This is a genomic window from Amycolatopsis sp. SB7-3 (assembly GCF_041021335.1).
In the GTDB taxonomy this organism is placed as follows: Bacteria; Actinomycetota; Actinomycetes; order Mycobacteriales; family Pseudonocardiaceae; genus Amycolatopsis; species Amycolatopsis japonica.
This window is the reverse complement of sequence record NZ_JBFPJQ010000001.1, coordinates 3,178,253-3,191,266: the sequence shown is the minus strand read 5'-3', so window position 1 is coordinate 3,191,266 and position 13,014 is coordinate 3,178,253. Positions and strand designations below refer to the sequence as shown.

At 68.7% G+C, this 13,014-nt stretch carries 13 protein-coding genes; 2 read left to right on the top strand and 11 right to left on the bottom strand.

Going from position 1 to position 13,014, the window contains the following annotated elements; translation table 11 throughout:
* Positions 1-21: 21 nt before the first annotated feature.
* The 8 genes from AB8M46_RS15775 to AB8M46_RS15740 form a co-directional block, all read right to left on the bottom strand.
* A complete protein-coding gene (locus AB8M46_RS15775) occupies positions 22-609 on the bottom strand; it encodes a pentapeptide repeat-containing protein (protein WP_394360575.1) in 588 nt (195 codons plus the stop codon).
* A gap of 22 nt (positions 610-631) precedes the next feature.
* Entirely contained in the window at positions 632-1,699 is a 1,068-nt protein-coding gene (locus tag AB8M46_RS15770; RefSeq protein ID WP_394360574.1) for a reverse transcriptase family protein, read from the bottom strand.
* A 139-nt stretch (positions 1,700-1,838) separates the two neighbouring features.
* Entirely contained in the window at positions 1,839-2,321 is a 483-nt protein-coding gene (locus AB8M46_RS15765) for a VOC family protein (protein ID WP_394360573.1), read from the bottom strand.
* A gap of 67 nt (positions 2,322-2,388) precedes the next feature.
* Positions 2,389-2,898, bottom strand: coding sequence for a hemerythrin domain-containing protein (locus AB8M46_RS15760; RefSeq protein ID WP_360084157.1), 510 nt, complete (start codon positions 2,896-2,898; stop codon positions 2,389-2,391).
* A gap of 106 nt (positions 2,899-3,004) precedes the next feature.
* Positions 3,005-6,358, bottom strand: coding sequence for an error-prone DNA polymerase (locus AB8M46_RS15755; RefSeq protein ID WP_394360572.1), 3,354 nt, complete (start codon positions 6,356-6,358; stop codon positions 3,005-3,007).
* A 3-nt stretch (positions 6,359-6,361) separates the two neighbouring features.
* Positions 6,362-6,514, bottom strand: coding sequence for a hypothetical protein (locus tag AB8M46_RS15750; protein ID WP_162836879.1), 153 nt, complete (start codon positions 6,512-6,514; stop codon positions 6,362-6,364).
* 2 nt (positions 6,515-6,516) lie between these two features.
* A complete protein-coding gene (locus AB8M46_RS15745) occupies positions 6,517-8,127 on the bottom strand; it encodes a DNA polymerase Y family protein (protein WP_378427809.1) in 1,611 nt (536 codons plus the stop codon).
* Entirely contained in the window at positions 8,124-8,828 is a 705-nt protein-coding gene (locus AB8M46_RS15740) for a hypothetical protein (RefSeq protein WP_394360571.1), read from the bottom strand. The genes AB8M46_RS15745 and AB8M46_RS15740 overlap by 4 nt, the downstream gene beginning before the upstream one ends.
* Before the next feature lie 198 nt (positions 8,829-9,026).
* On the opposite strand from AB8M46_RS15740, the gene AB8M46_RS15735 reads away from it, so the two are divergent.
* Positions 9,027-9,851 (top strand): hypothetical protein, encoded by an 825-nt coding sequence (locus AB8M46_RS15735; protein ID WP_394360570.1) that lies wholly within the window; start codon positions 9,027-9,029, stop codon positions 9,849-9,851.
* A gap of 27 nt (positions 9,852-9,878) precedes the next feature.
* The gene (locus AB8M46_RS15730; protein WP_350595174.1) at positions 9,879-10,502 is read left to right on the top strand and encodes an HD domain-containing protein; all 624 of its coding nucleotides are present in this window, start codon (positions 9,879-9,881) and stop codon (positions 10,500-10,502) included.
* Here the strand turns inward: AB8M46_RS15730 and AB8M46_RS15725 are convergent.
* The 3 genes from AB8M46_RS15725 to AB8M46_RS15715 are packed head-to-tail and all read right to left on the bottom strand — an operon-like array spanning position 10,472 to position 12,815.
* Positions 10,472-11,818 (bottom strand): hypothetical protein, encoded by a 1,347-nt coding sequence (locus AB8M46_RS15725; protein ID WP_394360569.1) that lies wholly within the window; start codon positions 11,816-11,818, stop codon positions 10,472-10,474. The genes AB8M46_RS15730 and AB8M46_RS15725 overlap by 31 nt on opposite strands.
* Positions 11,819-11,876: 58 nt before the next feature.
* A complete protein-coding gene (locus tag AB8M46_RS15720; protein WP_394360568.1) occupies positions 11,877-12,317 on the bottom strand; it encodes a VOC family protein in 441 nt (146 codons plus the stop codon).
* Positions 12,318-12,329: 12 nt separating this feature from the next.
* Entirely contained in the window at positions 12,330-12,815 is a 486-nt protein-coding gene (locus AB8M46_RS15715; protein WP_378427799.1) for a pyridoxamine 5'-phosphate oxidase family protein, read from the bottom strand.
* Positions 12,816-13,014: the final 199 nt, after the last annotated feature.

Here is a 13,014-nt window from a genome sequence, read left to right as displayed (position 1 = left end):
GCCCGTTCATTGCACGCGGGGTCAGTGGATGACGAGGCCGTGCGCGGCGGCGTAGGCGATCGCGGTCTCGGTGTCCACGTGGACACCGGAGAGGTTCGCCTGCACCAGGCTGTTGGCGTCGAGCCGCGCGCCGCGCAGGTCCGCGCCCTCGAGTTTCGCGCCCGCCAGCCGGGCACCGGTGAGATCCGCGCCGCGCAGATCGGCGCCGGTCAGGTCCGCGTCCAGGAGGTTCGCCTCACGCAGCCGCAGGCCACCCAGGTCCACTTTGGACAAACGAGCCTTGCTGAGCGAGACCAGCGAAAGATCGCATTCGGTGAAGGCGATCTTCTGGAACCGGCAGTCCACAAAGGACGATCCGAGCATCGAGCAGGAGCTCCACCGCGTGCCGGCCAGTACGGTGCGGTCGAAGGTGCACGAGCGGAACGCCGACGCCTCGTGGCGCGAGCCCTCGAAATCCGTCTTGGTGAAGTCGCACTGGTCGAAGGTGCAGCCTTGGGTACGCAGCCCGCGCAGGTCGGCTTCGGTGAAATCACAGCCGACGAAACTGCGTTTTTCCCACCATTGCCGGGAAAGGACGGCTTCTCGGTAGTCCTCGGCAGTCTCGATCACCCGTCCAGGATCGCATACCCGCTCACTCCCAGGTGATCCTGCCGAACATAGCGCGCAGCTTCGCCGCCCGTGCCTGCGAAGACGCGGCGATCCAGCCGATCCGGCCGAGCAGATGGGCGCGGAAGTCCGGATGCCTGCCCCGGTTCTGCGCTTCCGGGCCGGTCCGGGCGCAGTTGTGGAGCAGCGCACGCAGGGCGTCGTAGTCGGCACGCGTCGCGGCGGGCGCGCTGTTGACCACCAGCCCCGCGACCCGTTGCCGCTGGTGCGCGCCGGCGATCGACGTCTTGTCGTCCCGGAGCCGGAAACCCTCGCCGGTCACGATCCGCCGGACGCCGGGCAGCAACCGGTGCAGTGGTAGGGAATCCCCGGAGAACGCCAGATCGTCGGCGTACCGCGTGTACGTCGCGCCCAGTACGCGCGCGAGCCCGTCGATCCGACGGTCCAGATGGTGCGTGACCGCGTTCGCGACCGAGGGCGAGGACGGCGCGCCCTGCGGCAGATGCGTGGCCGCCAGGTTGCTCAACAGCCGCGTTCGCGCCGGATCCCGGCGTCCGCCGGGCACGGTGGCGAGGACATCGGGCGGAACGGCGGTGGTGAGCACGCCCGCCAGCGCCTCCGCCACGGCGGGCGGGTAGCCGGCGAGGGCGAGCAGCGCCGAGATCCGGCGCGCGGACACGGCGGGGAAGAACCCTTCGAGGTCCATCCTGACCACGGTCTCCCGGCCCGCGTGCGGCGCGGCGCACGACAGCGGCGAACGCCCGCGCCGGAATCCGTGCGCGGCCTCGTGCACCGGCAGCGCGCCGACGACGTGCCGCACGATCCGGCGCTGCAGTTCGGCGAGCCGCGGTTTCGGCCGCTCGATGAGCCGCACGCCGCCCGAAGCGGTTGGGATCCAGCGATAGGTGTAGTGCCGGACCGGCTCGGCGGCGCGCCTGTTCCAGCCCTTCGCGTCGGCGAACCACGAGAGTTCGCCCGGTGTCAGGTCGAGGCCGGCGGCGCACTCGTCGAACGTCGTCCAGCGGGCCACCTGGAATCGCCAGACCGGCAGGGGTTCGAGGAGCGACGCGGGGGTGACTCTTTCTCCTGTCATCCGCGCGGACTCGCACGCGGAGCATGCCGCGCTCGCGCGGGGCGCCTTGTCTCGCTGACTTCGTACTCCCCGGGGTTGCCCCGGAGTGGGTGGTGATCCACCGGCTCACCTCCGCGTCGCTGCCACCACCCTACCGATTTCAGCGACTGGGGATGATCTTCGAGCTCGCCACGTAATTCATGGCCTCGATGAACTTCGGATCGTTCATCCGTCGCTCCATCTCCGGATAGTCGAGATCGACCAGCCGGGTCTGGATCCACCACAGGTTGCCGAACGGGTCGAGAACCCGCCCGACACGGTCGCCGAAGAAGAGTTCGGTCTGCTTCGTGACCTCCTTGGCCCCCGCCTCGATCGCCCGGCGCTGCGTCTCGATGCTGTCCTCGACGTAGAGCCTCAGATAAGCCGGAGTGTCGACCCAGTCGTCCTGCGCGTCGAACAACATGACGACCGAGTCGCCGATCCGGACCTCCGCGTGCCCGATCTTCCCGCCCTCGACGTACACCGGTTCACCGATCGGCTCGGCGTCGAAGACGCGCTTGAGGAAGTCGATCACGCTCGCGGTGTCACGCGAGATGATCCACGGGGTGACCGAGTGGTAGCCGTCGGGAATCGGGTTGCTCATCGGAGTTCTCCTCAGTCGTCGTAAGCGATGAGAAGAACGCTAGAACCCGTATAGGACAGATCGTGTCCTAATGCGTCTTCAGCAGGAAAGGCGGCTGCGATTCCTGCCACTCCGGCATGTCCAGCGAGTTGAGCACCTCGACGATCCGCTTCTCTTCGTAGCGGAAATGCGTCTCCATGATCGCCGTGAGGCCGTCCAGTTCCCGTTGGACGTCGAGGATCTCGTCCTGACTCGACCCGGGGCCGACCCCGGCGACCAGCTTTTCGAGCCGTTCGATGATCCCGGTCATCACGCCGTGGTCGTGCGCGAGCTCTTCGAGCGAAGGCCGCAATTCGGGGAATTTGTCCGCCAGCACAAGGAAAGCGCCGCCGTCCTCGCCGGTGTGATGCCTCGTGAGCGCCGAGCAGAAGGTCAGGCAATGCGCGCGGAGATCGCGCAGCCGCTCGGCACGCCCTTCCGCGACCGACCCGAGGTCGTCGTGCAGCAGGGCCAGCTCTTTACGCAGCCAGTTGTGAACCTGAACGAGTTGATTTCCGAACGCCGTCAACCGGCCGTTCGTCCGAGAAGGGGTTTCCATGATTTCCCATGGTCCGGCGCCTCCATGCCCGCGACGGTCTCTTTGCCGGGTGCACTGCGACGCTGGCGCAACTTCAGCACACCCCCCGAGTGATCGTCAAGAGGGTTCAGTGGAAGTCACGGGACTTGGCGGTGATCCGCAACGGCAGATGCCGGATCTGTTCGGCGAGGACGTTCACCACCTCACCGGTGCGCTCGACCACGCCTCGGATCAGCAGCGCGGGACTGCCGCGGGCGACCCGGTGATAGCGCTGCCACACACCCATCGTGCAGATGACGTTGATCATCCCCGTTTCGTCTTCGAGGTTCATGAAGGTGACGCCGCCCGCGGTCGCCGGCCGCTGGCGATGGGTCACGGCGCCCCCGGTCAGCACCTCGGCGCCGTGCGGGATCTCGCGCAGGCCCGCTGCGGTGACGACGCCGAGTTCGTCGAGGTGTTCCCGGATGAACTGGGTCGGGAAGCTGTCCGGTGACACCCCGGTGGCCCAGACGTCCGCGGCCGCGATGTCGATTTCGTCCATCCCCGGCAACATCGGCGCTTTGGCCCCGGTGATCAGCCCCGGCAGCTTCTCCAGGCTTTCGTCGGCGACCGCGCCCGCCGCCCAGAGCGCGCTCCGCCTGCTCTCGCCGAAACAACCGAACGCTCCGGCCGCGGCCAGCGCCTCGACCTGCGGTTTGGTCAGCCGCACCCGCCGGGCGACCTCCGCCAGGTCCGCGAACGGGCCGTCCCGTTCCCGCTCCTCGACGATCTTCCGCGCCAGGTTCTCGCCGATCATCCGCACGGTGGACAGGCCGCCGCGCACGGCGAGCAGTTCTCCCCCGTCCGGCAAGGGTTCCAGCGTCGCGTGCGGGAGGCTCGCGTTGATGTCCGGGCCGAGCACGCGCACTCCGTGCCGCCGCGCGTCGGCGACCAGCGACTGCGGCGAGTAGAACCCCATCGGTTGCGCGCGCAGCAACCCCGCCAGGAACGCGTCCGGGTGGTAGTACTTGAAGTACGAACTCGCGAACACCAGCAGGGCGAAACTCAGCGCATGGCTCTCCGGGAAGCCGAAATTCGCGAAAGCCTTGAGCTTGCCGAAGATCTTCTCCGCCAGCTCCCCGTCGACGTCGTTCCTCGCGGCACCTTCGAGAAAACGTCGTTTGAGCCTTTCCATCCGGTGTTCGGAACGTTTGGCGCCCATGGCGTGCCGCAGCTGATCCGCCTCCGCCGGGGTGAAATCGGCGATGTCGAGCGCGATCTGCATCATCTGTTCCTGGAACAACGGGACGCCGAGCGTCTTCCCCAGCGCGTTGGCCAGTTTCGGATGGTCGAAATCCCATTTCTCCTGGCCGTTCTTGCGCCGGATGTAGGGATGCACCGAACCACCCTGGATCGGGCCGGGCCGGATGAGCGCGACCTCGACCGCCAGATCGTAGAATTTCTTCGGGCGCAAGCGGGGCAGCGTGGCCAGCTGCGCGCGGCTCTCCACCTGGAAGACGCCGATCGCGTCGGCACGGCAGAGCATTTCGTAGATGTTCTGATCCTTGAGATCCAATTCGGAGATGTCGACCTCTTCCCCTTTGTGGTCACGAACCAGATCGATCATATAGTGCAGGGCCGACAACATTCCGAGCCCGAGCAGGTCGAATTTGACCAGTCCGGCGGCGGCGCAGTCGTCCTTCTCCCATTGCACGACACTGCGATTCTCCATACGGGCCCATTCGATCGGGACCACCTCGCTCACCGGCTGTTCGCAGATCACCATGCCGCCGGAATGGATGCCCAGATGCCGGGGGAAGTCTTCGAGCGCGCAGGCCAGCTCCACGACCTCCTCCGGGATGTCGTGATCGTGGTCCTTCTCCGTCGCCCGCAACGCACCCCAGCGGTCGATCTGCTTGCTCCACGCGTCCTGCTGGCCGGGCGAGTACCCCAGCGCCCGCGCCGCGTCCCGGACCGCGGATCGCGCCCGGTAGGTGATCACGTTCGCCACCTGCGCGGTGTTCAGCCGCCCGTATTTCCGGTAGACGTACTGGATCGCCTCCTCGCGGCGATCGGATTCGATGTCGAGGTCGATGTCCGGGTAGCCGTCGCGTTCCGGGGCGAGGAACCGTTCGAAGAGCAGGCCGTAGCGCACGGCGTCGACCTTGGTGATGCCGAGCGCGTAACAGACCGCCGAGTTCGCGGCCGATCCCCGGCCCTGGCAGAGGATGTCGCTCTCCCGGCAGAACCGCACGATGTCCCAGACGATCAGGAAGTAGCCGGGAAAACCCAGTTCTTCGATGATGTCCAGTTCGTGGTCGATCAGCTTCCGGGCCTTCTCGCGGTACTCGGCGTCTTTGTTCTTCTCGTGCTCCTTCGCGCCCTTGTAGGTGAGCTCCCGGAGGTAGGACGCTTCGGTGTGCCCCTCCGGCACCTCGAACGGCGGCAGCTTCGGTTCGATGTGGTGGAGTTCGAACGCGCACTCCCGGCCGAGCAGCGCCGCCCGCTGCACCGCGCCCGGATACCGGGCGAAGATTTCGGCCATCTCCTCCCCCGACCGCAAGAACGCCGTCCCGGCGGCGGGCAGCCAGCCCTCCATGTCCTCCAGGCCCCGCCGGGCACGAATGGCACTGAGCGCGTCGGCGAGCGGTGCCCGCTCCGGCCGGGCGTAGTGCGCGGCCGTGGTCGCCACCGTCGGCAGGCCGAACTCGTCGGCCATCTCGCTCAGCAGGTCGTTGTGCGTGCTGTCCAGGGGAAGACTGTGGTCGATGAGTTCGACATAGACGTTTTCCCGGCCGAAGCAGTCGATGAGTTCCTTCAACCGCACCACGGCCGCGGCAGGGCCTTCGGTGACGAGCGCCTTGCGCACCGCGCCCTTGCGGCAACCGGTGAGCACGACGCACTTCCCGCGCACCTCTTCGGCGACCGCGCGCAGGTCGTAGACCGGCCTGCCCTTCTCCGCCCTTTCCTTGGGGGACAACGACCGCCGGTCGAAGCCGTGCAGCTGGCCGGCGGTGATCGCCCGGTTCAGGCTCAGATAGCCGTCCTTCTGCTTGGCCAGCAGGAGCAGATGCTCGCCCTCGGGATCGGCGAACCCGTTCTGCGGGCCGGACAGCCCGAAACTGAGCTCCGTGCCGAAAACGGTGTGCACGCCCAGTTCCCTCGCCGCTTCGGCGAAGCGCACCACGCCGTACATGCCGTCGTGATCGGTGAGCGCGATCGCGTCCAGGCCCAGCCGTGCGGCTTCCTCCACCAGTTCCTCGGGGTGGCTCGCGCCGTCGAGGAAGCTGAAGTTCGAATGGCAGTGCAGTTCGGCGTACGGCACCCGGCGCGCGGTGGCGCCGTCGTCGTCACCGATCAGCCCGGTCAGATCCGCGGGCCGCTGGTATCCCTGCCGCTTCGCACTCCACGCGGGGCTGTCACCGCCGTCGCCGGGCGGTACCTCACCCGCGAGTTCGCGGGCGAGGTCCTTCCACGGCCGCGGAGGATTGTTCCAGCCCATCGGTCACCGGTTCTCGGTCGAGCTTCTCGGCGCGGGGACGAACACTTCCGCGCGCGGGACGCACGCCGCCCAGGCCGAATCCAGCTCGGCACGTTGCACCGGGATGGCCGGCTCCTCCAGCCATCGCCGCACCAGCCGCGTGTACTCCTCGTCCATGTTCAGTCGTACTTCCCTTCCAGTGTCCACATCGGATTCTTGTGGTGCTCGAAGCGGAGCAGCACCGCTTCCTCGGCGTCCTGCCCGTCGGCCAGCAACACCTGCAACCGCATCCGCGTCCCCGACCGGGCATGGCCCGCGCCGGCCCGGACACCGACGAACCACGGCCCCGCCCAAGCGAGAACCTCGCGCGGCTCACCGCCCTCGAAGCTCACGAGGTACGGCGCGGCGGTGACCCGGCGCCGCGCGGTGATCTCCACGACGCGGCCGTTCTCGTCCAGCACCTGGGCGGGCACCGGCCGGGCGAACACCGTCGCCGGGGAGGGCGACGGAAGCCTTCCGGCCCAGTTCGCGTCCGCTTGCGCCGTCTTCTCCCGCCTGTCGCCCCACGGCACCAGCCGGACCCGCTCGGCGGGGCCGTGGCCGCCGTCGAGCACCGCGGTGAAGACGCTCTCCGGGCCGAGCAACCCCTGCACCCGCACCAGGGCACGACCGGCGCGCTCGCCGGACAGGTCCTCGTCCTCGGTGGACGGCCGCAGGACACCCGCCGCACCCGCCTGCCACAACCCGAGCTGCAGCGACCGGCCTTCGACCGTCTCCTCCGGCTCCAGCCGAAGCCGGACGACCCCGGAACTGGGGCGATCTTTGGCTTTCAGCCAGCCTTCGAACTGCCAGCGCACCCTGTCCGCGACGCCGAGCGGTGTCAGCGGTTCGGCGCAACGCCACACCCGGCCGAGCTGTTCGCCGGTCTCGGTGGTGGCGTAGATGCCGAGCCGGGTGCAGGCCAGCCCGTACGCGGCGAGCCCGGCATGGAAGCGTTCGCCGAGCCCTTTCGCCACGAACGCGGCGGCGTCGACCCGGTCGATCGGCGGGTCGAACGCCTTCGCGAGCGAGAGTTCCGGTGGCGGACGGCGGCGCGACGGCGGACGTTCGGACCGTCCTCGTGCCAGCCGATGCGCGAGCACCCCCTCCATTCCGAACCGCGCGGAGACGTCACTTTCACCGAGCGCCGCGAAAGCGCCCAGCGTCTGCAAGCCGAGCTGCTTGAGCAAGGTGACCAGCTCGGCGCGGCCGGCCTCGGGCTGGTCGAGCTCGCGGATGGGCAGCGGGGCAAGGAATTCCGCCGTCCCACCGGGTTCGACCAGCGTCGACCGGCGGGCGGCGAGCGTCGCGGCGAACAGGCCGTCGGCCACGCCGACCTGGCTCTCCACTCCCGCCGCCACCGACACCTCGTCCACCAGTCTTTCGAGGAGGCCGTGCTCACCGCCGAAGTAACCGGCCGCGCCGTCGACCGGGACGGCGACGATCCCCGGGCGCACCACCTCGACCCCGACGGCCAGCTCTTCCACCGCCCGTGCGACGGATTCGAAGAGCCGGGCGTCGCGACCTTCGTCCTCCCCGAAGACCGCCAGCTCCGGACAGCAGGACTGGGCCTCGCGCCGCCGCATCCCGCGGCGGACGCCGTAGCCCCTGGCCACCGCGGTGCAGGCGACCACGCGGTTCGCCGAGAAGACCGCGGCCGGGCGGCCGACGGGTTCGCCCGCGACGGCCGCGGCGGCGACCGCGGGCCAGTCCGGGCACCACAGGACGAGCATGCGCACCGGCGGGTTCATGCCGTCCCCCACTTGGTCGTGGGGAACTCGGCCCGCTCGACCTCGCCCTCGCCGGGAAAGCGCAGCAAGGCCGACATCGGCCGGGCGGCCGCACCCCGGCCGCCTGCCCGCACTTCCACCTCACGGGCGCGCAGATAGCCCGCGCCGCCGCCGGTGAAACCCGTCCAGCGCGAACGACGACAACTCAGCTCGACCTCCGCACCGGGCCAGGAACCCAGCGAAAGCAGCACCGAACCACGGTTGCGCGCGCGGGCGGACAGTCTTCTCGCCACGTCGGGCCGGACGAGCCCCGGACCGACGACCACGAGATCGAAACCGTCCAGCAAGGCCGCGGTCACCGCCGGGAACTCGGCACCGGGACGGGGGACCAGCGCCAGCCTGCCCACCTCGACCCCGAGTTCCGCGGCGGCGACCACCCCGAGCGCGGGCAGGCCGACCGCGACCGCCCACGCACCGCCGGCGGTCGCGGCGGCCAGCAGGGTGAGCATCAGTGACGTGGACCCCAGCACCGAAACGGTGCTCCCGCGCCGGAGCCCCGCGGCGGGCAGCAGACCGGACAACGCCGGGGACACCGGGAGCACCCTTCCCGTCGTCCTCGCGTGTTCGGCCACGGAAGCCACGCCACTGGCCGTGCTCACTCCTGGCAAAGCCGCCAGCCTCGCCAACGGCAAGGCCCGCGCCTCGACCACCTCCGCTGTCACCGGACCTCGCCTCCCCACGACACCTAGACCGTCCTTTGTGGACGGCACCGGCGTGCCACGGGGAAGGCGGCACTTCGAACGCTTGTTCGATGACTCCAGTAGACCGGGTGGCACAGCGGTTGTCAAGCGAGCCGGAACGATCACCGGACCTGTCACGTCCGAGACCGGGGGTCTTCCCGTCAGGAAAGGAAAACCGCAGTGGACGACGCTTGGCCCGAGACGGTGAACGGCTGGGAACTCGCCAGGGAAGGCCATATCGAGAACTACCGCAAACGCCTGGCCAACCGGGTCACGGTCACCGCGATGTGGGAGAACGGGACCGGGCGGGGCCGGGTGGACGCCCGCACCGAGCCGCTGGGCGGCGGCCGGACACTGACCAGCAGCCGCAAGGATTTCCGGGACAAGGACGCGTTCTGGACCGCCGCGACGTGCGTGCTGGAGATGGCCGCGAACCTGCCGTCGCTGGACTGGCACACGAGCCCGGCGCCCACGGCGCTGGCCGGGACCGTGGCGGGCATGGTCGAGGCGGAGCCCGGCACCAGCGGCCACCCGGAGGCCGAACTGACGTTCACGTTGACCGAAGGGCACACCGTGACGCTGGTCATGACCGACGAACAGGCCTTCGACCTGAGCAACAGCATCTCGCGGCTCGATCACCACGTCTGGTCCGAAGAACGCGAAGACGAAGAAGAGGATGAAGACGACTACGACCTCGATGAGGTCGAGCCCATCGTCGTCGAAGAAGTGCCTGACGTCAGCGAAGTCCGGTCCGGTCCGGACAGCGGGCACGACCTGGTCACGGTTCTGGAGGAACGGTTCGGCGTCACCGAGGACAACCTGCTGGCGCACGTCGACTGGTCCGCGCTCATCGTGGTGGGCGAACCCGAGGTGAGCTCCCTCATCGAACGGGGTGGCGAGCTGACCGACGCGGTCGCGCCGCGGTGGTATCCGGTCGTGGCGGACCGGCCCGGTGAGCGCTGGGTCGTCCTGAAGCGCACCGGCCTGCGCTACCAGGGGGAATGAACGGCGGTTTCTGTCATTCTGGACGCCATGCCCTCGCCAGCCTTGCGCCGTGCCCTGACCGATCCCGGTGAGCCACCGCTTCGCCCGTTGCCGGACGAGGTGAGCGGACTGCTGGAAGAGCTGGCCGCGCCCCCGCGGCTGGCCGCGCATCTGCGCGCGGTTCACGACGTGACGTGTGCACTGGCCGACTGGTTGGAGAAGCAACACCCGGAAGTGGTCTTCGACCGCGAAGCGACCCTCTTCGGCGCGGCCGTCCACGACATCGGCAAGACGATCCACCGTGAAGAGTTGTCCGGGCCCGGCTCCGCTCACGAGCAGGCCGGTTACGAACTCCTTGTCTCCCGGGGGATCGCCGAGAACCGCGCGCGTTTCGCGCGGACTCACGCCGCTTGGAGGGCGGACGTCGGTGTCGAAGATCTCCTCGTGAGCGTCGCGGACAAGGTGTGGAAAGCGAAGCGGGTCACCGATCTCGAACAGGCCCTCGTCGACCGTCTCGCCGTCGCGACCGGACAGCTGCCGTGGGAGATCTTCTTGGGGTTGGACGACGTCCTCGACCGGATCGCGGCCGACGCCGACGGGCGGCTGGCATTCCAAGCCTGCCATCCCGTCGGCGACCGGCCTCAGACGGCACGGGGAAGCGGATCCGGGTGATACCGCCGGAAAGCGGGTGCGGCGGTACCCGGCTCACCGTGCAGCCAGTCGTAGAGGAAGCGGAACTCCGGGCCGAACCGGTTCGCCTCGGCGTTCAAGCGTTCCGGTGACGTCGAGGGCCAGCGACCGGTTTCGACGCGGTCCCGCAGCACGCGCAACGCCGTCAGTTCTTCCGCGGCGGTGTGCTGGCAGTGCCCGCCCCGGTTCACGAACAGCTGCCGGATCCGGCCGGGATCGACGCGGTCGCCGTAGGTCCGCTCGTGTTCGGGGGCGACGCCGTCGCCGATCGGATGCAGCGTGACGACGGGCTGACGACCGCGCCCGGTCGGGGTCCCGACGCGGCCGAGCCATCGTTCGGCGGCTTTGTCGGCCTCGATCCGTGGCGCGGTCGCGAGCCGTGTCAAGTCGGCGTCGAGGTCCAGGCCCGCGTCCCGGTAGGCCTGGTGCACGAGGCCGCGTTCACTGGACCGGGCGAGCAGGCCGCGGTAATCCACACCGGTGTTCCCGGTCGGATTACCGCCGGCCTGCGTCTCCAGATCGGCCCGATGCGCACCCCAGGCCAGCTGGTCGTAGACCGCTTGGACGAACTTCGTCTGCTGACGGATCTGCTCGGCGACATCGGTGGAACGGGAATGATGCGCCGTCGACCAGCCGGGGACGTCGGCGAACGCGTTGGCGAGAGCGAGCCGCGCCCGTCCATCGGGTGATTCCAGCGCCTTCGCGATCACCTGATGTGCTTTCGCGAGATTCGCCCCAAGGTCGGTGACGCGGACGATCTCCAGCTCGGGCGCCAGCAACGTCCGGACCGTGAACCCCAGATCGAGCGCCTGGCCGAACAACGCGGCACCACCCGCGACAGGACCGCACATCGCCAGCGCGCCGTCGATCCGGTGCGGGAGCCGCTCGGACAGCAGGATCGCGTTGAGCCCGCCGCCTGAAGCTCCCCAGGTGAGCACCTGCTCCGGGCGGCCGACGTTGCGGTCGAACCAGGACAGCAGCGCCGTCTGATCGTGAACGGCTTCACGGGCCGAGAAACCGTTCGGCTTGCTGTAGAGCGACGCGGCCAACGCGTATCCCTCGCCGAGGAGAACGGGTTTCGCCTCCGCCCGGTTGGCGAGTTCGATCTCCTCGGGAACGTAGCCCGGCGGATAGATCCCGTGGTTGTACAGCAACAACTTGCCGTTCCAGTTCGACGGCACCTCGACCCGGTACCGGGCACCGTCGATCGTTCCGGTGTGCACGTGGACGTCGTCCGTGTCGATGGCGGGCGCACCGGTGACGATCAGCGCGGCGGCCAGGATTCCTGTCAGTGTCATGGCGGAAATGCTGGCAGCGTGGAGCGTCGCGGGAATCCGTCGAAACGCGGCTTCTCGCCTACGCTTCCCGGCGTACGAGCGCTTCCGCCAGCTCGACGACGATCCCCGCCGGGCCACGCACGTAGCAGAGCCGGTAGCTGTCCTCGTACCGCACCAGCTCGCCGACGAGCGTGGCACCGTGCGGCCGCAACCGCTCGAGGGTCGCGTCGATGTCCTCCACCGAGAACACGAAGTGACTGATACCGGGCGTGTTCATCGGCGCGTGCGGATCACCTTCCGGTCCTTCCGGCGTGTGGTACTTGATCAGCTCCACTCCGCCGTGGCCGTCCGGCGGCCGCAGCACGGCGATATCCGTCCGGACCCCTTTCAGCCCGGTGATGCGATCGACCGTGTCGCCTTCGAGTGACGCCTCGCCTTCCAATTCGAGACCGAGCGCGAGGAAGAACGCCTTGGCCGCTTCGAGATCGTGGACGACGGCACCGATGTGTTCCAGCTTCATGATCGGCTCCGTTCAGGCGCTCTGGCGGCGGATGAGCTCTTCGACGGCGGTGGGCAGCGTTTCCTCGAAGTCGATGAGCTTGACCCAGGTCGGGGTCATCACGATGCGGACCATGCTGTCGTAGAGCGATTTCACGTTCACTTCCCACTCGGCCCGCTGTTCCGGCGTCATCTCATAGGTGCCGTTCCACTGCATGTACTCGTCGGGGATGCCGTCCACGTAGTCCAGCTCGACGGTGCCACGGAGGAGCAGGATCTTCGGCGGATGCGATTCGGTGTCGATCGTCAGCGCGACGGCCGGGTTGCGGCGCAGCGACGCCAGCTTCGGCGCGTTGGTCGAAGTGCACATGACGATCTCCGTGCCGTTCCAGTGGATGCTGATCGGGATCGCCCGGGGCGTGCCGTCGAGCGCGGTGTAGGCCAGCCGGGCCATGTCACGGGCCAGGAGCTCCTGGGCGTACGGACGGTTCAGGATCTCGTCGATCGTGCTCTGCCGCATGTCTCTCTCCTCGGGTCGCCGTCTTCGCGGACACCCCGGGGACGCCGCTGTCCGCCGCACTTCGACATCGCGAAATGTGACCTGCATCACTTCGCCTATCTGGTCTCAAAACTCGGTGAACCAACGGCCCGCCTCTGGCTCCGCGCCACCCGCCTGTGGGCCCGGCCCAACGGACCGGAGGTCGGTCAGAGAGACTGGG

Coding starts and splice junctions, on each gene's coding strand:
- AB8M46_RS15770 (WP_394360574.1), bottom strand. CDS start 1,699: ATGACAGGAGAAAGAGTCACCCCCGCGTCGCTCCTCGAACCCCTGCCG.
- AB8M46_RS15765 (WP_394360573.1), bottom strand. CDS start 2,321: ATGAGCAACCCGATTCCCGACGGCTACCACTCGGTCACCCCGTGGATC.
- AB8M46_RS15760 (WP_360084157.1), bottom strand. CDS start 2,898: ATGGAAACCCCTTCTCGGACGAACGGCCGGTTGACGGCGTTCGGAAAT.
- AB8M46_RS15755 (WP_394360572.1), bottom strand. CDS start 6,358: ATGGGCTGGAACAATCCTCCGCGGCCGTGGAAGGACCTCGCCCGCGAA.
- AB8M46_RS15750 (WP_162836879.1), bottom strand. CDS start 6,514: ATGGACGAGGAGTACACGCGGCTGGTGCGGCGATGGCTGGAGGAGCCG.
- AB8M46_RS15745 (WP_378427809.1), bottom strand. CDS start 8,127: ATGAACCCGCCGGTGCGCATGCTCGTCCTGTGGTGCCCGGACTGGCCC.
- AB8M46_RS15730 (WP_350595174.1), top strand. CDS start 9,879: ATGCCCTCGCCAGCCTTGCGCCGTGCCCTGACCGATCCCGGTGAGCCA.
- AB8M46_RS15725 (WP_394360569.1), bottom strand. CDS start 11,818: ATGACACTGACAGGAATCCTGGCCGCCGCGCTGATCGTCACCGGTGCG.
- AB8M46_RS15720 (WP_394360568.1), bottom strand. CDS start 12,317: ATGAAGCTGGAACACATCGGTGCCGTCGTCCACGATCTCGAAGCGGCC.
- AB8M46_RS15715 (WP_378427799.1), bottom strand. CDS start 12,815: ATGCGGCAGAGCACGATCGACGAGATCCTGAACCGTCCGTACGCCCAG.